This window comes from Burkholderia sp. AU45251, from assembly GCF_030482905.1.
GTDB lineage: Bacteria > Pseudomonadota > Gammaproteobacteria > Burkholderiales > Burkholderiaceae > Burkholderia > Burkholderia aenigmatica.
The window spans coordinates 47,057-62,657 of sequence record NZ_JAUJQH010000035.1 but is presented as its reverse complement, the minus strand read 5'-3'; the positions used below and the strand labels follow the sequence as shown (position 1 = coordinate 62,657).

The 15,601-nt window shown below is 60.1% G+C and carries 14 protein-coding genes; 3 read left to right on the top strand and 11 right to left on the bottom strand.

Annotation, left to right across the window (positions count from 1 at the left end; translation table 11 throughout):
- Positions 1–85: 85 nt before the first annotated feature.
- On the top strand, positions 86–2,026 hold the full coding sequence (locus QZM67_RS36440; protein WP_301810895.1) for a P-loop NTPase fold protein: 1,941 nt from the start codon (positions 86–88) through the stop codon (positions 2,024–2,026).
- Positions 2,027–2,226: 200 nt separating this feature from the next.
- Positions 2,227–3,018, top strand: a complete 792-nt coding sequence (locus QZM67_RS36435) for a hypothetical protein (RefSeq protein WP_301810894.1) — start codon at positions 2,227–2,229, stop codon at positions 3,016–3,018.
- A 15-nt stretch (positions 3,019–3,033) separates the two neighbouring features.
- Here the strand turns inward: QZM67_RS36435 and QZM67_RS36430 are convergent, their stop codons facing one another.
- From QZM67_RS36430 to QZM67_RS36395, 8 genes are all read right to left on the bottom strand, one after another.
- On the bottom strand, positions 3,034–3,579 hold the full coding sequence (locus QZM67_RS36430) for a hypothetical protein (protein ID WP_301810893.1): 546 nt from the start codon (positions 3,577–3,579) through the stop codon (positions 3,034–3,036).
- 103 nt (positions 3,580–3,682) lie between these two features.
- Positions 3,683–4,279, bottom strand: a complete 597-nt coding sequence (locus QZM67_RS36425; RefSeq protein WP_301810892.1) for a 7-cyano-7-deazaguanine synthase — start codon at positions 4,277–4,279, stop codon at positions 3,683–3,685.
- Complete coding sequence (locus tag QZM67_RS36420) at positions 4,276–5,475, bottom strand: PfkB family carbohydrate kinase (RefSeq protein WP_301810891.1); 1,200 nt, start codon at positions 5,473–5,475, stop codon at positions 4,276–4,278. The genes QZM67_RS36425 and QZM67_RS36420 overlap by 4 nt, the downstream gene beginning before the upstream one ends.
- Positions 5,476–6,199: 724 nt before the next feature.
- Positions 6,200–6,721, bottom strand: coding sequence for a hypothetical protein (locus QZM67_RS36415; RefSeq protein ID WP_301810888.1), 522 nt, complete (start codon positions 6,719–6,721; stop codon positions 6,200–6,202).
- Between the two features lie 9 nt (positions 6,722–6,730).
- The gene (locus tag QZM67_RS36410) at positions 6,731–8,902 is read right to left on the bottom strand and encodes a DotA/TraY family protein (RefSeq protein ID WP_301810886.1); all 2,172 of its coding nucleotides are present in this window, start codon (positions 8,900–8,902) and stop codon (positions 6,731–6,733) included.
- Entirely contained in the window at positions 8,899–9,240 is a 342-nt protein-coding gene (locus tag QZM67_RS36405; protein WP_301810885.1) for a hypothetical protein, read from the bottom strand. Before QZM67_RS36405 ends, QZM67_RS36410 begins: the two co-directional genes overlap by 4 nt.
- A gap of 2 nt (positions 9,241–9,242) precedes the next feature.
- Positions 9,243–9,983: a replication initiation protein gene (locus tag QZM67_RS36400; RefSeq protein WP_301810884.1), complete on the bottom strand. Its 741-nt coding sequence runs from the start codon at positions 9,981–9,983 to the stop codon at positions 9,243–9,245.
- Positions 9,984–9,994: 11 nt separating this feature from the next.
- Entirely contained in the window at positions 9,995–10,297 is a 303-nt protein-coding gene (locus QZM67_RS36395) for a hypothetical protein (RefSeq protein ID WP_124843889.1), read from the bottom strand.
- A gap of 210 nt (positions 10,298–10,507) precedes the next feature.
- Between QZM67_RS36395 and QZM67_RS36390 the strand changes: the two genes are divergently transcribed.
- Positions 10,508–11,176, top strand: a complete 669-nt coding sequence (locus QZM67_RS36390) for a hypothetical protein (protein WP_301810881.1) — start codon at positions 10,508–10,510, stop codon at positions 11,174–11,176.
- A 238-nt stretch (positions 11,177–11,414) separates the two neighbouring features.
- Here QZM67_RS36390 and QZM67_RS36385 read toward each other — a convergent pair whose 3' ends face one another.
- Genes QZM67_RS36385 through QZM67_RS36375 form a run of 3 tightly spaced genes read right to left on the bottom strand, consistent with a single transcriptional unit; the run spans position 11,415 to position 14,994 of the window.
- Positions 11,415–12,809 carry an aspartate aminotransferase family protein gene (locus QZM67_RS36385; protein WP_301810879.1) on the bottom strand — a complete coding sequence of 465 codons (1,395 nt, stop codon included), beginning with the start codon at positions 12,807–12,809 and terminating at the stop codon, positions 11,415–11,417.
- Positions 12,810–12,837: 28 nt separating this feature from the next.
- Positions 12,838–14,175 carry a glutamine synthetase family protein gene (locus tag QZM67_RS36380; RefSeq protein WP_043190440.1) on the bottom strand — a complete coding sequence of 446 codons (1,338 nt, stop codon included), beginning with the start codon at positions 14,173–14,175 and terminating at the stop codon, positions 12,838–12,840.
- 12 nt (positions 14,176–14,187) lie between these two features.
- Complete coding sequence (locus QZM67_RS36375; RefSeq protein ID WP_301810875.1) at positions 14,188–14,994, bottom strand: gamma-glutamyl-gamma-aminobutyrate hydrolase family protein; 807 nt, start codon at positions 14,992–14,994, stop codon at positions 14,188–14,190.
- Between the last annotated feature and the right edge of the window lie 607 nt (positions 14,995–15,601).

Sequence of the window (15,601 nt, the reverse complement as noted above, 5' to 3'; positions counted from 1 at the left end):
CCACACCAGAGCATTGACGAGCCATTCTGAAACGACAACGGGAGCTTCATCGCTCCCGTTTTACTTCGTCCCTCGAACATCATTTATGTTGCTCATTGCCCCATCGATTTACGTGCTCACGCTCATCCTTACAGGGGCTGGCAAGCCGCTTAAAGAAGCCGGGAGTTCAGGCCATCTAATCTCGACGGTACTGACGAATGCCTCGGTGATTGCCATTGCTTCGGCCATAGGCTTCGACCTTCCGACGGCAGCAAAGGTGGCGGCTGTTCTCGCCGTCCTCTCGGTCGGCGTATCTCTGCTGGGACGCTTGTTGTTGCATCTCGGACGTGACCGTAGCAGCGAGCCGCTCGACAAGGTACGCAGAGCGCTTGAGGCTCGTCTTCGCGAACTCGACCGGCCGTTGGTTGTCTTCGTCGACGACATCGACCGACTCGAGCCCGAGCAGATTAGGATGCTTCTTCGCCAGGTGAAAGCGAACGCCAATCTGCCGAATATTGTGTTTGTGCTCCTGTTCCAGCCCAGTATCGTAGAGCGAGCACTCGATCCTGTCGCCGACGGCGACGGTCGCGCTTTCCTCGAGAAGGTTGTGCAGGCTAACTTCGATCTACCGGCGGTCCCGGCGTCGATTGTGCATCGTATGTTCGAGGAGGAGCTCTCCGAGCTGGCAGGACCGTACGCGACCGAGGCGAACGGGTTCTCGCAGAGGCGTTGGGGTAACGCTTGCATTGGTTGCATCCAACCCTTCCTGCGCAACATGCGAGATGCGCGTCGCCTAATCTCGTCCATCGCCGTACACATGCCTCTGCATGTGGTCGGCGACGTATTCGAGGTGAACATTGTCGACTTCCTTCTTCTGGAGACACTCAGGGTCTTCGAGCCAGACCTCCACGATGCCCTGTTCCGCGAGCGCGGATTGGTTCTCCAAGAAGGGCGCTTCTCGCACAATACCCGGGAGGCAGACCAGGCAGCCGCTAAGGAGCTTCTTGAGATCGTGCCGGAGGAGCGTCGCGATGTCGTCCGGGACGCGCTCAAGGACCTCTTCCCCACTCTTGAATGGGCATATGGGGGTACGAATTACTCAGATGGCTTCCATCTCAAGTGGCTGGCCGAAAAACGGGTATGCACATCGCGCTACTTCCCACGTTACTTTGAACTCCAGACAGCGGTTGGAGAAATGTCAGAACGTCGCTTCGTTGATTTTCTCGATGCGACGGCGACGGAGGACAGGCTAGCTGGCGCGATCGCTGCCGTCGAGGCCGACGGCTTACTACTCTCGCTCGTTACGAGGCTCGACGAATCCGTCAATCGGCTCCCGGCTGAGAACGCTGCTGTTCTGCTGCCCGGAATGTTTGAGATCGCTCAAAAGATCGTAGGTATGAACGGCGGTCGCTTCAGTTCGTCCTATATCGCAGCATGGCGAGCGACAAGTTGGTTCCTGAAGCGGGTTCCGGAGGATGTACGAGGTGATCTGGCTATCGAGGCGCTCCGCAAGACAAAGGCGTTGTCCGTCGCTTCGATTCTGATCAATCTAAGCGACCCCGCCGATCGCAAGGAGGGAGACGGAGGCACCGTCGACCCGACGCTCGACCTCGGTACCGTTGAGGCAATGAAGGCCTTATGGCTGCAGTTGATGAGAGACCGCGCCACGAATGACGACGCGCTAATCGACGAACCTGATCTCGTATCTCAGCTCTACCGGTGGAGAGACTATGCGGGCTCATTGGACGAACCCCGAGAGTGGATGAAGAAGGCAATTCGGACCGACCAGGGGTTCGCAAACATGGCGACACGCATGATCAGCCGGGGGACGACCCATACGTTCGGTGATCGAGTCTCCATGCCGCACAACAGTTTCAACAAAGAGACTGTCGACGACTTCATCGGCATCGACGTGGCCAAGGCCAGATGCGACGCAATCAATCCCGCCGATTTCCCCGAGCACGAGGAAGCTCTAAGGACGTTGCTCATATCTCTCGAAAAGTGGCTCGGCCTAAGAGCGCGAGACCCATTCGATCTCAATGGGTAGTTTCCATCGATGTCGAAACATGAAATATGAGGTCCGTCGCTGGATGAAGTTTGGAAATCCGCGAGTTCGAATTTTTTCGACCTATACTGGTACGCGACGATTCGTCTATCGGGTCGCCGGAAGGACTGTTGTATGATGCGACGCCTCGCAGCCGGACTTTAGCTGCGCACCAAGAAATCATCAGACAAGCACCAGTCCAGATGCAAACCATGTACGCACACATCGCGGGTGAACTTCGCGAATTGACCCTACCATCAGTGAACGAAGAAGTACTCCCCGGCATCCGTTGGGGAGCATTCGATGAACTGATGACTCCGGCATACTGGCGCGGGCAGGCTTGGCAACACACCGAGTCCGGCACATTCTGCGATTTTCGCCTCGGTCGCTCGCTTGAGGAGGAGGTGGCTGCGTGTCTGCTAGGAGGCTGGGGGATGCCAGCAGAGTTGGCATTGGCTGCTTATTCACGCGTTCGAGAGCGAAACCTCCTGCACGCTGGTATCACTGCGCAAGATCTCGAAGATGCGTTGAGTGAGCCGTTCATCTTTCAAGGTCGCGAACGCAAATACCGGTTCATCCGGCAGAAGGCACGATATCTGAGCGGCTGCCTTGAACAGCTGGCCGGCTTTACTCCTCCCGAAAATGACATTGCTTTTCGGGACCGGTTGAACGAGCTGCCGGGTATCGGTCTCAAGACGGCTTCGTGGATTGTTCGCAACCTGCGCCCGCAGAGCGAAGTAGCGATTCTGGACATTCACATTCTTCGAGTGGGCCAACACCTTGACCTGTTCCCGGTGGATTGGCAGCCAGAGACGCACTATCGACAACTGGAGGCTCGTTTCGTCGCGTTTGCGCGTGCTATCGATGTCTCTGCAGCCACGCTCGACGGTCTTATGTGGGATCACATGCGCCGTTTGTCCGCCATCATGAGGAAGACGCATACGCAGTCCGAGCAACTCGATCTCTTCGTCGACGACGGCGTCAGTGTTCACTAATCGAACCAGCGCCGATCAGTTTTGTACCGGCAATCCAATTGCCGCCGCACCGACCGCAAGAAGCTGTTTTCCCGATGGAAGGGCTGAAACGACTTCGTTGCCGAGTACACCTAGCGGGCAGAAACCCAGTCCGAACAGCGCGGCCACGAGCGCAAGCGTTTGAAGCGTAGCGCCCGCGTCTCGCCAAACGAGCGTCTCGCAATGCGCGTAGGCGCTCGCTGGGCGTGCCATGTCGGCGACGAGCGTGAGGAATGCCCCGTTTGCGCCGGGGAGTACCCGTTGGCATTTACTGATCCATGCGTCCCGTGCCTCGGTCGCAAATGTGAGCTTCTCGAGCATGCATAAATCGGCGTTGACGCGAAAAACAGCCGAGTTGTTGAATAACAAAACCGAGATTGGATGAAGGGCGCCGGCCGATAGTGTCGGGCGGCGACTTCGCCGCAGCACGTCCCCTTCTTTCCAGAACCGGGGCATTAGTGCGAAAAGCAGCGCTCCAACCGTCAGCTCCAGTGGGGCTAGCGACAGTATGCGAGTAGAGCGACGTTGTTCGAACACGTCCACGAACGCTGATCCTGCGGGAGCGCGGAATGGCGCGAATGGTGTACTCGATTCAACCGGCCAAGCGTAGTCCGAGTACGGACCATCGCCTAGCGGTCGTGGGTCTTCAGTATGGGTCAAGCCCAAGCTCCTCGAGCGTCTCGTAGTGCTTGCGGCAGCCGCGGCACATCCCGCAAGCTTCATTGGCGACGTGACAGGAGTGAGCCCATGCGAGTAAGTCAGTAGGAACGCCAGACGTTTTGATGAGCTCCGCGCCACTCAACTGGATAGCGGGGGCGTCGAGCATTATCCCGCCTTCCTGGCATTGCAGCACTGCACTCATGGCCGTGATGAACTCAGGTTTGCCGTCCGCATGGATGCCATCGGTCCGCAGCGAACCTATCAGGAGCCTGTTTACATTGAGCGTGACGGCTTTCATTGCCGCCAAGGTGACCAGCATCTGGTTGCGAAATGGCCACCACTCCGATACAGGAGCGAGAGTCGCGGGCGACAGACCAGCCATATCGCCGCTACCCAATGCGCTTAAGTCGGCCTCTATTACGTGATGCTCGATGCTGAGCGCCTCGCAGACTGCTGCTGCGGCACGCACCTCCGCCTGAGCTGCGCGCTGGCCATACGCCACCGTGATGCCGACTTCCGGGCGCACCCAGTAGGCGATGGCAACCGAGTCCATACCCCCGGACAGAAGAAGTGCTGTTCTCATGCTTTCCACGCCGTGTGATGCAGCGCCGTTACAAAGTCGAAGAACAATCTGCAGTCCGTTCCAACGACCATTTTCAGGTCTTCATCGTTGACCGCTTGCGCGAGCGCATATACGGGAATGTTCTTTGAGCGCGCGTAGCCGACTTCAAAGATGGTGCCTGCGTCAAGACCATCGAGGATCGCGAAGACTCGGTCACTGGAGTTCAAGGCTTCGATATCCTTCGGTGCTACATCGTGGGCAGGACCGCGGCCGACGTCGTGAACAGGGGAGAACACCTCGAGGCCGAGCTCAGTTAGGCAACGTCGTGCCTCGTCCACGAGCCACCGTTGTCCAAGATTGAAGAACGGGCTGGCCAGATAGACCTTCCCGGCAACTGTGGATGCTGGTGTGCGCTGAGTCTCTGACAATTCTTGAACTGGAACTGCAGGCAATCCCATAGTTTCCGCGTATTGCGAAACGGCACGCGAAGCGAGCTCTGCTGCGGCAGCAGGGCTGGCGCGATGTACTGCCCATTGAGCTGCGAAGATGGCGGCAAATACGTCCCCCGAGCCGATGGTCCATACCATGTCGCTACGGTAGGCTGGGATATGTACCTCCGGGCTGCCAGCGCTGTACACGTATGCACCGGCCGGCCCCGACTTGACCACAACGACTTCAGCACCGCGCTCCAACAGCGTCGCTGCAGCCGTCTTCGGGTTTGAATCCCCAGCCATCGCAGCAATTTCGCTTCGGTTGGCGACAATCGCGAGGTGTTCGGCCTGGCTACCGTTTTCCCAGAACGATTCCGGATGGAATGCTGATTGTGGGTCGTAGACGCACCATTTCGCGCTAACCTTTCCCGAACCCTCCAGCATCCCGAAGCGCAACACTGCATTGGCGCTTACTTCGATGGGCTCGTGCGTATGAATGCGCGCGAGAGCTGGACGAATAACAGGCGTCGACATGCAATGCACGTATTCAAACGAAATACCGGCCCGAGCGGTGGTTGTGGCCAGGTCAAATTTGTACACCGTTGCCGCTTTTTTGAATTCGGTTTCGACGTCCGGGTGTGCATAGGTGTGCAGCGTCACTTTGTCGACGTGACTGACGAGCGCAGTCGCCGCTCGTCCACCAGAACCAAAGACTTGGTCCCATACAGGCCAAATACAATGCTCGTGATAGACGCCGCCAACGACATCAATTTTGCTTTGCGTCATGCCAGTCGCACCCGCACCTGGCAGGAGCCTCCTTGGATGCCCAGTACTTCTGCGACGTACCGACGACCGTTCTGGATGCATTCGATAATCTGAAGCATCGAGCGCGATGTGATAGACCCGACGACCTGCCCAGTGTTGTCTTGGGCGACGAGTCGTTGCGGCGGCCCAGCCATAAACACGACGTTGAGAACGGTACCCGCTCCCACGTTGCGCAATGCAGCTGGAGACACCGAGTTAAGAGACGTCACTTCGTCGATGACGCAAGGGTCGCCTACCGCGACTCCACCGCCACCGTCTCCACCCGCCTTCGGCACCGGCACAGGTGCTTTGGGTTCCGGCCGCCAATCTCCGCTACCACCACCGCTTCCAGACATACTTTCCCCCGCATTATTGGTGTGAAACGCTGAACGCCCATCGAAAATATTCAAACATATGAAACTCTCGAGGCCGCACCGTTTTGCGCAAGCCCATACTTTGTTTCCGTTTGAGAAATTTTTACATGGACTGTCGGGAAAATATACTAGATGAAGCTGTCAAATAGTCAAATCAAAGTTTGGCGATGAAGCCTAAGAGATGATTTTTTGCAGAATTGGCCAAAGAATTTTCTTCTAGTTATGGGTGAAATTCCAGCTTCGCGAGGCATGAAATCCTTGCGAAAAATAGATTCAACATACTGCGCCGGACAGCAAAACCGGGCTAAAAGGTCCGATTAGGTTTTCATCCGCTATGAGGCATGTTCCAGTGCATATCGAATCCGAGTACTGGTATCTTCGGCTCGAAGCCGGTTGACCCGAATCTGCATCGAAGGATTGGCAAAGTCCCGGAAGTTAAACGTGAACGCGGAATGGACCGAGTCGCCGGCATCGCTCACTTCAGCACTTTGAATGTAGGCGATCGACTCGTATTTCGCGAAGTTCTTCTCGCGATCAATGACAACCGTCTTGCCGATCACGGTGTCGATGCCGACATACCGCGTGTTGAGATAGTCGGCAACCTCGACCTGCGGCCGAAAGCTCGGCGCAATCGACGAAATTAGCTTCCGCATGTCACCGTCGCGCGATCGGCGCCAATTCGATAGCAGCAGGAGACCGCCCGCGACCCATGCGACAGATGCAACCATTGGCACAAGAGCTGCGCTTGAGTGCAGGAATCTTCCGCCCCACACCGAATACCCGAATGCGGGAAGGGCGCCCAGCACGGATGTCGCGACATAGAACAGCTCCGATGCAAGTCTCAGCAATCGCATAGCCCTCTCCTATTCTCTAACGCCATCAGGCTTGGATGATGGATTTGTCCCACCCAGCGGACGTCTTCCACTGCCACCAGACGGGCGGATATCAAACTTTGCCAGCATCGTGTTGAGTGCGGTTTTGGTCCTCTCGCTATGGTCGCCACCGATCATTGCCGGCGCGACGCCCCCTACCCAGTTGATCACCTTGTCGGGGACCAGGAAGATCAAATTGAAGCAGCTATGCACGAGGTTGAGACACATCGAAAAATAAATAGTGCAATACGCCAGAATCGAGCCGATGCCAGTCAACGAGTCAAACTGCGCGTTGGCAAGGGCGATGCCGAAGCCTTCGTTCAGCAACGTTCCGCCGGCGATGATCCCTGCGCCTCCAAGGAAGAAGCCGATCACCATGAGGACGGGGCGAACCATCATTTCCAGTAGGAAGATGTAGCCGTGGGCAGTTTTGTGACCGAAACCGTCGCCTTCCCCGCCCAAGTGCGTGATTGCCCATAGCGGGGCCGCGATCACGCCTTCCCCGACAACGACGAGCCAGTTCACGGCTGCGCCGAACCAGATGACGAACGGCACCATCGGCAGGTAGGTCGATAGGCCGAGACCGAGCAGCAACGCGGCGATGATGATCATCATGATGATTGGCCCGGCACCATCCAGCGCGCCTTTGATGAAACTGATCGCACCACTGGCGTCGGCTACTCGCGATGCCAAACCTGCGATGCTGAAACTTTCGCTGGTCTTTTCAAGGCCCTTGGCAGTCAGGTATCCAGCAAGACCGACCTCGGCGACACCAGTAAGGTGGTCGCCGAGGTTTTTCATCTTGATAAGCGGGTTGATTTGGCCACGCGACTCGCCACCATCGTTGATGTTGGTGATCGCTTCCGTTAGCGCTTGCCCGGGCGAGCTGAACAGCTTCGCGAGGATGTTGCCACCATCGTCCTGTCGTTGCGTGCCAAGCGGAGTAGCGTGCGTCGTTGTAGCTCTACCCTGTTGCGCCTGGTACGCATTCAAGGCCATCGTATAGACGGTCATCATGCCAGGGTCGCCGCTGATCGACGCACTGAATGTCGTTGCTTTGCCCGCTACTGCATCAGACAGCTTCGTGTTGGCCGCCGCGAAAGTTTGATACCACTGACCCAACGTCCACCATCCCCCTTCCTTGATGGATGAGCTGAGCTGACTGGCCAGTTCCCCAATGTTGCCCTGCTTCGTGGCGGCCATCGAATTGACGGTATTTTCATACTGCTGGGCCGCCGACTGGATCGCGATCTCTGCGTCCGGCAGTGTGCTGCCACCACTCGTGGTGCGGATCGTTACCGCATTCACGAATTGCCGTGCTGATTCGCTCAGCGATTTTTCCATGCTGGAGAGCGCTTGGAGGTGGGCCCTGCGGACTTCGGCAACGTCGATCGTGCTCGAGAACCAACTCGTCGAGCTCGGCTGCGATGCGAGGTCCGGATCGACGTTGGCACCGCCGCATACGAAACTCTTGTTGGCTAGTACGAATCCGGTGTCCGTCGCCTGGGTTTGCATATAGCTGTCTTCGGGAAGGAGTCCCCCTCCGCTAGACGCCATAGCTAAGCTTGCGTTAAGTCCATGCCGGCAAAGCTCGATCTCGAAGATCTTATGGGCCAGCGCATTGGTGCTGGGCATGACGGGCTGCAACACCATTCCCTTCCCGTCGTTGAACGCTGCGACGGCGGCGTCGACGCCGATGTTTGCCACACCGATCCCCATAACCGACGCCGACCACAGCATCAGCAGCTGCGAGAGCGACCAACCATTTGCCGTCGGCACGAGTGCAGCCAAACCCCACACGATCCGGATCGGCCCCCACATGGTGTGCTTTTCGCGATCGAACACAGCGCCGTCGTGCGCTGTCTGCGACACCTTCCGGAACATCACGTAGCACGCGAAGAGCGCGCCGATGACCAGCAGCGCACCGTTCGCGACTTGGAAGATTCCGGCCAGTATCGTATCGCTGCCGCCGGCACCACCCGTCGCTAGGGGATTGTTGACAACGTTTCCGTAGATGGTAATGAGCGCCTGGCGAGACTTGTCGCCGGAGCGGGCAGCCGCCTGACTGATTTCCCCCAGCGTCATGTTGTCGGCGAAGGCAGGGAGCGCAGCCGCCCACGTCGTAGCGGCCCCGAGCAGTCGAAGCAATGCAGATCGCCTCATGAGCGGCCTCCTTTCGTACGAGATTTTTCGAGCCAACGCAGCCAACCATAGTGAAGCTCCCAATCGAGGGCGTGGAGCCACCAATGCTTGCGGGCGTAGTAGTCGGCAGGCGTTTTTCCCTCGTTGCGTAGCAGCCAAAGATTCCCATCAACGGCAATCGTGATCGCGAGGAGCGCCAACGTGAGCACGGCCCATGTCGTTCGGTATGTCAGCAGCGAAAATACCCCTGGAGCCGGAAACGGCCATCCGCAAATCAACGAGCACGCAGACATGCCCAGGCAGAAAAGCACCTGACGCTTCGTTGAGAGCTGCTCTTCAATCGTCATTTTGTTGTTCATGTTCAGAGTTCTAGGCGACCTTGCCGAGCTCGGCTAAACGCGAACCGCAAGGCTGTGACCTTGCGCCCGGCCTTGATAGGTACCCAAGCAATCGACCAACCATCTTTCTCGACCAACTCTTTCACTGCAGGCTCGATGATCCAGCGGCGAAGTTGAGCAAAATTGCTCCTATGGCTCGGCCTCACATCCAAGGCCATTGCAAATTCGTCGATGTCGATGTGGCGCCAGCCGGTGCTCTTGAACTGCATCAGTAGCTCAAGCAAACGCCAGGAGTAGATCGACCGCAGACCAGCCGCCTGCTTGAGCATGTAGGTCGTGTGATTGCCGCGCAGCATCGTCAAATATGGCGTTGCCTCATGACTGAAACGGAGCTCGACCCACGCGGCACCCTCGTGATAGGTGATGCCGCTGACCCAGTGGTCGAGGTGCACTTTCACGCCCCGCCGGGTCGGCTCTTCACGCCGGATCGTCCGATCGAGTAGAGACCGGGCAACTGTTTTCAGCTGCTCATATGCCGTATTTGCATCTAGACCAAAAGTCTCTGCATATTCAGCGGCCGACAGCTTGATCTTGTAGCGGCCCTGGTCCAGCCGGCAGCTATCGAGCTTTGCCGCGCACGATTTAATGATGCGCTGCTCAGCCAGTGTTTTCAGGCCATGTGAAGCGACGACCAGATCGTTCCTCAAGGTGATGTGCCTCTCTGAAAGATCCAGCTCGTCCGGCAGCGGTATGAATCTCGTCATGCCCGCGCCAGTTACCGTGCGGCCATGCGACGGGCAACCTCTTCAGCCTTGGTCGGACGACCGCGACGGGCAGGCAGAGCCTCGCCGGCGGATTCGTCAATACCACTCCGCCGACGCATCCATTGCCGAACATCGCCCATGCGCCACAGCAGACGGCGAATGCCGGGTACCGGCTCGGGCATGGACGTGACCTTGCGTTTCCCGATGGTGATCGCACTGAGCCCTGTCAGTGCAGCGACCTCGACAGGGCCAACCAACATGTCGTCGCCGGCTCGGCTCAGCTTTGCGGCAAGCTCGTAATCGCGTTCCTGCATTTTCTTCTCGTGCCCCTGAGTGACCAAACGTGGTGATTGTTGGTACGGACGAACCGCGGGCGTGAGGACACTTAAGGAACATTTTTGGATTTCACGCTTCGATGCGATGGGCCTTGCAGAACCGCCGGTGGCTTCTCATAATCACGTTGGTGAATGAGAGGGAACTAGAGGGAACCCGAAATGCGCGAGGGTCGAAGTAGCTATGCCAGCATGACCGATCAGGCACTCAGCGGCCTGTTGGTGCATGCAATCCTCGACATCCGGAAGGATGAGATGCGCAAAGAGGATGATGAAGGCAATAGGGATCAAGGCGCATGCAAACGCGTGCGTGACTTGCCGCTTCATGTCTCTCGGGAGCTTGCGATGCGACTCCAGGCCATTGCCGGGACACAAAGGGATGTCGAAAGCCTGTTCTACGGGTACGACGATACCGGCATGACGGCCGCCGAAGGGCGCAAGCAGCGCGCGTATGTAAGCGACCGCGCTATGCCCATGTCTCGTGCCCGGCATGCCTTGGGTACGTTGGCATGGATGGCGTTTCTCGCTGGGAGCGATGAATTGCTCCGCGAAATCTTCAGCTGGGAAGCACGCCTTGACGCGATTGAAGCCGCGCGCCCAATTCTCAAGGGACTGGGGCGACGCAAGATCTCACTTACCCACGGCTCTGCCGGGAAGGCCGCGGCAAAGGCCTTGGCTAGGTTCCGTGCTCAACTCGAATACGCAGTCGCACACGAGTATCGTGAGAGTCAGGTCAATCTAGCGCATTTTGTCGAGCATGACCGGCTTCGTCTTGACCGCCACATGAGCCAGTTCGGCCGTTCGATTGGCGATCTTGAGCAGGCCGTGGGTCTCTCTTTTGGCACAAATTTGGCACATTGACTACGGGAATTCTGGTTACCTCAAGGGAAGCCTAGTTACCTATGGTATTGATTTAAAAAGGGAACTCTAGTAACCTGCAGTCTCCGCAGTGTCAATTTTCCGGTTCACACGGCAGGGGTCACTGGTTCGATCCCAGTACCGCCCACCAAAGAATTCAAGGCCCTGCGTCTCACGACGCAGGGCCTTTTCGTTTTGGCGTCGCGCTACCTCCTCAGCACGCACGCAATGCCGCGCCGGCTTACTGCGCGCACCCCACCCTCGCCGCCGTCGCATCGAACGCACGCTTCGCCTTGTCGACGATCTCGTCAACCTCCGCTTCGCGAATCACGAGCGGCGGCGACAGCAGCATCCGGTCGCCGGTCGCGCGCATGATCAGGTTGCCGTTGAAGCAGAAGTCGCGGCAAATCGTGCCGATATCGACATTCGCGCCGAACCGCTCGCGCCGGTCCCGATCACGCGCAAGCTGAACGCCCGCGACCAGCCCCGCTCCCGCAATTTCCCCGACGATCGGATGATCGCCCAGCGCATCGCGCAGCCGGCGCTGGAAGTACGGCCCGATGTCGTTCTTCACGCGCTCGACGATCCGTTCGTCGCGCAGCAGCTTCAGGTTCGCGACCGCGACGGCCGCCGCGACCGGGTGGCCCGAGTACGTGAGGCCGTGGTTGAATTCGCCGTTGTCGATGATCGGCCGCGCGACGCGCTCGTGAATGCCGACGGCACCCATCGGCACGTAGCCCGACGTGAGGCCCTTCGCCATCGTGATGAGGTCCGGCTCGAAGCCGAAGTGCTGGTGCGCGAACCATTCGCCGGTGCGGCCGAAGCCGCCGATCACTTCGTCGGCAACCAGCAGGATGTCGTACTTGCGGCAGATCCGCTGAATTTCCGGCCAGTACGTCGACGGCGGGAAGATCACGCCGCCCGCGCCCTGGAACGGCTCGCCGATGAATGCGGCGACGTTCTCCGCGCCGAGTTCGAGAATCTTCGCTTCGAGCTGCTGCGCGCGGGCCAGGCCGAACGCTTCCGGCGTTTCGCCGGCCGCCGCTTCGCCGAAGAAATACGGCTGGTCGATGTGCACGATGTTCTCGACCTTCGACGGCATCTGCTCGTGCATGTAGCCCATCCCGCCGAGTGTGCCGCCCGCGATCGTCGAGCCGTGATAGCCGTTCTTGCGCGAGATCACGTACTTCTTCTGCGGCTGGCCCTGCACGCGCCAGTACTGGTGCACGAGGCGCAGCACCGTGTCGTTGCCTTCCGAGCCGCTGTTGCAATAGAAGAAGTGGTTGAAGCCCTTCGGCGTGACTTCCGCGAGCATCGCGGAGAGTTCGATCACCGGCGGGTGCGTGGTCTTGAAGAACGTGTTGTAGAACGGCAGTTCCTGGAGCTGGCGATACGCGGCGTCGGCAAGTGCCTTGCAGCCGTAGCCGACGTTCACGCACCAGAGGCCGGCCATCCCGTCGATCACCTTGTTGCCGTCCGAGTCCCAAAGGTAGACGCCATCAGCCTTCACGATCACGCGGCTGCCCGCGCGGTTCAGCGCGCCCATGTCGGAGAACGGGTGGATGTGGTGCGCGGCGTCGAGCGCGCGGTAATCCGCGGTCGACTGCGGTGGGACGGCTTCGTTTCGATCGGTCATGTTTCCTCCGGATAACAGCGCCGCACGCTCACACGTGCAGCAGCAGATGCCTGCGTTCCCACGAGCTGATCACGCGGAAGAACGCTTCGTATTCGGTGTCCTTCAGCGCCAGGTAGGCCTTCACGAACTTGTCGCCGAGAATGCCGGCCAGCGGCGTGCAGGCCGCCATCAGCGAGATACCCTCCTCGAGATTGCGCGGCAGTTGATACGGCAGCTTGTAGCCGTCCGACGCGATCGGCTCGGTCGGTGCAAGCTGTTGCGTCAAGCCCAGATAGCCGGCGGCGAGCGTCGCCGCGAACGCGAGGTACGGATTGCAGTCGACGCCCGGAATCCGGTTCTCGATGCGGCGCGCCGACGGGCCCGACTGCGGAATGCGGAAGCCGACCGTACGGTTGTCGTAGCCCCACTGCACGTTGATCGGCGCGGCCATGAAGCGCGACAGGCGGCGATACGAGTTGATGTACGGCGCGAAGATCGGCATCAGCGCGGGCGTGTACTTCTGCAGCCCCGCGAGATAGCTGTGGAACATCGGCGACACTGCGCCGTCTTCGTTGGAGAACAGGTTGCGCCCCGTGCGCGCATCGGCCAGGCTTTGGTGGATGTGCATCGCCGAGCCCGGCTCGTCCTGCATCGGCTTCGCCATGAAGGTCGCGTACATGTTGTGGCGCAACGCCGCCTCGCGCACCGTGCGCTTGAACAGGAACACCTGGTCGGCGAGCGACAGCGCATCGCCGTGCACGAAGTTGATCTCCATCTGCGCGGCGCCGACCTCGTGGATCAGCGTCTCGATATCGAGCCCCTGCATCTCGCAGTATTCGTAGATGTCCTCGAACAGCGAATCGAACTCGTTCACGGCTTCGATCGAATACGACTGCCGGCCGGTCTCCGCGCGCCCGGTGCGGCCAACGGGGGGACGCAGCGGCAGGTCGGGATCGGCGTTCATGTCGACGAGATAGAACTCGAGCTCGGGCGCGACGACCGGTTGCCAGCCTTTCGCCTTGTACAGATCGAGCACGCGTCGCAGCACGTAGCGCGGCGAGATCTCGACCGGCGAGCCGTCGAAGTGCACGCAGTCGTGAATCACCTGCGCGGTCGGATCGACGGCCCACGGAATCAGGCAGATCGTCGACGGATCGGGCACGCACACCATGTCGGGATCGGTCACGCCGGTCAGCGTGCCGTCCTCCGGATAGTCGCCGGTGACGGTCTGCACCATCACGGCCTGCGGCAAGCGCATCGATTCGCCGGATTCGAACTTGTTGCGCGGAATGATCTTGCCGCGCGCGATGCCGGCCATGTCGGGAATGATCGCCTCGACCTCGGTGATGCGGTGCTGTCGCAGGAATTCGCTCAGTTCGGGTTCCATGATCGGCCTCTATCAGTCGACGTCGGATGCGGCCGGCGACGGCATCGCGCCACCGGCTGCATGAATGCGATGTGTCATGCGCGCGCGGCACGCCGCGCCGAATGCCGCGAAGATGTCGCGCGACAGCGGCTGTTCCGCGTAGCGCCATTCGGGGTGCCACTGCACGCCGAGCGCGAACGCGCGCGCGCCGCGCACGCTGACGGCCTCGACCAGTCCGTCTGGCGCGCTGGCTTCGACGACGAGCCCTGCGCCGAGTTGCGCGATGCCCTGGTCGTGCAGCGAATTGACCGTCGCCTCCTGCGCACCGCGCGCGACCCGCTGCAGCAGGCCGCCGGGCGCGAACTGCACGACGTGCGCCGGGCCGTACTGCCGTTCAAGCGGATCGGCCGGCCGCTCGCGATGATCGTCGAAGCCGGTCGTCGCGTGCAGCCGCTGGTGCAGCGTGCCGCCGTAGGCGACGTTCAGCTCCTGCATGCCGCGACAGATCGCGAGCACGGGCACGCCCGCTTCGATCGCCGCGCGGATCAGCGGCAGCGCGGTCGCGTCGCGCGCGGGATCGTGCAGCGTGTCGGGCGCGCTCGCGGCGCCGCCGTAGTGATGCGGCTCGACGTTCGAATAACTGCCGGTCAGCAGCAACCCGTCGACCGCCGCGACGATCGCGTCGGCCGGCTGGCGCGCGCCGAGCGCGGGCAGCACGAATGCAAGCGCGCCGGCACCATCGACGAGCGCGGCCAGGTACTTCTCCCCCGCCGTGTGGTTCGGATGCGCGCCGCGCAGGATGCGGTCGGCGGTAACGGCTACGATCGGGCGCAGGCGCATGGGTATCTCTCCGGTAATCGCGCGCGACGCGTTCGCACGCGGGACGATGAGGGTTCGTGCCGGCACCGCGCGCGCGCCGCGACGCGGCGCATGCTCACACACGATCCCGCCGCGCGGACGATGCGGCAACAGGCGGTACGACCCGGAACGGAAACGGAAAAGGACGCTAGGGCAACAACGACGCGCTGCCGTCGCACTGCACCGCGCTGAACACGTGCGCGGTCACGAGATTGAAGCGGCGCAGGCCGCGATGGGAAAGAGCGAAGAAACGAGGCTCGCGTAAAGGGGCGGCACGCGTGCCGCGATCAGCATGCCGGATCGGCCCGGCCTGAGGCGGCGCGCCCGCCGACGGACTTCGCGTCCGGCGTATAGAAGGGCTGGCGGCTTTCACGATCGTACTCGACTGACTGATGAATGCAGGACACGTGTCGCAATGAAGCGCATGCGGCAATGCCGCGCGGCGACACGTCGGCAAGGTGTTTCGCAGCGCATGCCGGCGCGGTGCGGCCACGATCGATGGCCCCGCCGCCGGTGCGCGCGTGACGACTTCCTGACATTCAGCTTATATCACCTAAAAATTGCGTCAAATTTTCAGGTGCCGATGAAG

What these genes read in the sequence shown, in the direction of transcription:
- QZM67_RS36440 (WP_301810895.1), top strand. Translation starts at nt 86, where the DNA reads ATGTTGCTCATTGCCCCATCGATTTACGTGCTCACGCTCATCCTTACA.
- QZM67_RS36435 (WP_301810894.1), top strand. Translation starts at nt 2,227, where the DNA reads ATGCAAACCATGTACGCACACATCGCGGGTGAACTTCGCGAATTGACC.
- QZM67_RS36425 (WP_301810892.1), bottom strand. Translation starts at nt 4,279, where the DNA reads ATGAGAACAGCACTTCTTCTGTCCGGGGGTATGGACTCGGTTGCCATC.
- QZM67_RS36420 (WP_301810891.1), bottom strand. Translation starts at nt 5,475, where the DNA reads ATGACGCAAAGCAAAATTGATGTCGTTGGCGGCGTCTATCACGAGCAT.
- QZM67_RS36415 (WP_301810888.1), bottom strand. Translation starts at nt 6,721, where the DNA reads ATGCGATTGCTGAGACTTGCATCGGAGCTGTTCTATGTCGCGACATCC.
- QZM67_RS36410 (WP_301810886.1), bottom strand. Translation starts at nt 8,902, where the DNA reads ATGAGGCGATCTGCATTGCTTCGACTGCTCGGGGCCGCTACGACGTGG.
- QZM67_RS36405 (WP_301810885.1), bottom strand. Translation starts at nt 9,240, where the DNA reads ATGAACAACAAAATGACGATTGAAGAGCAGCTCTCAACGAAGCGTCAG.
- QZM67_RS36400 (WP_301810884.1), bottom strand. Translation starts at nt 9,983, where the DNA reads ATGACGAGATTCATACCGCTGCCGGACGAGCTGGATCTTTCAGAGAGG.
- QZM67_RS36395 (WP_124843889.1), bottom strand. Translation starts at nt 10,297, where the DNA reads ATGCAGGAACGCGATTACGAGCTTGCCGCAAAGCTGAGCCGAGCCGGC.
- QZM67_RS36390 (WP_301810881.1), top strand. Translation starts at nt 10,508, where the DNA reads ATGACCGATCAGGCACTCAGCGGCCTGTTGGTGCATGCAATCCTCGAC.
- QZM67_RS36385 (WP_301810879.1), bottom strand. Translation starts at nt 12,809, where the DNA reads ATGACCGATCGAAACGAAGCCGTCCCACCGCAGTCGACCGCGGATTAC.
- QZM67_RS36380 (WP_043190440.1), bottom strand. Translation starts at nt 14,175, where the DNA reads ATGGAACCCGAACTGAGCGAATTCCTGCGACAGCACCGCATCACCGAG.
- QZM67_RS36375 (WP_301810875.1), bottom strand. Translation starts at nt 14,994, where the DNA reads ATGCGCCTGCGCCCGATCGTAGCCGTTACCGCCGACCGCATCCTGCGC.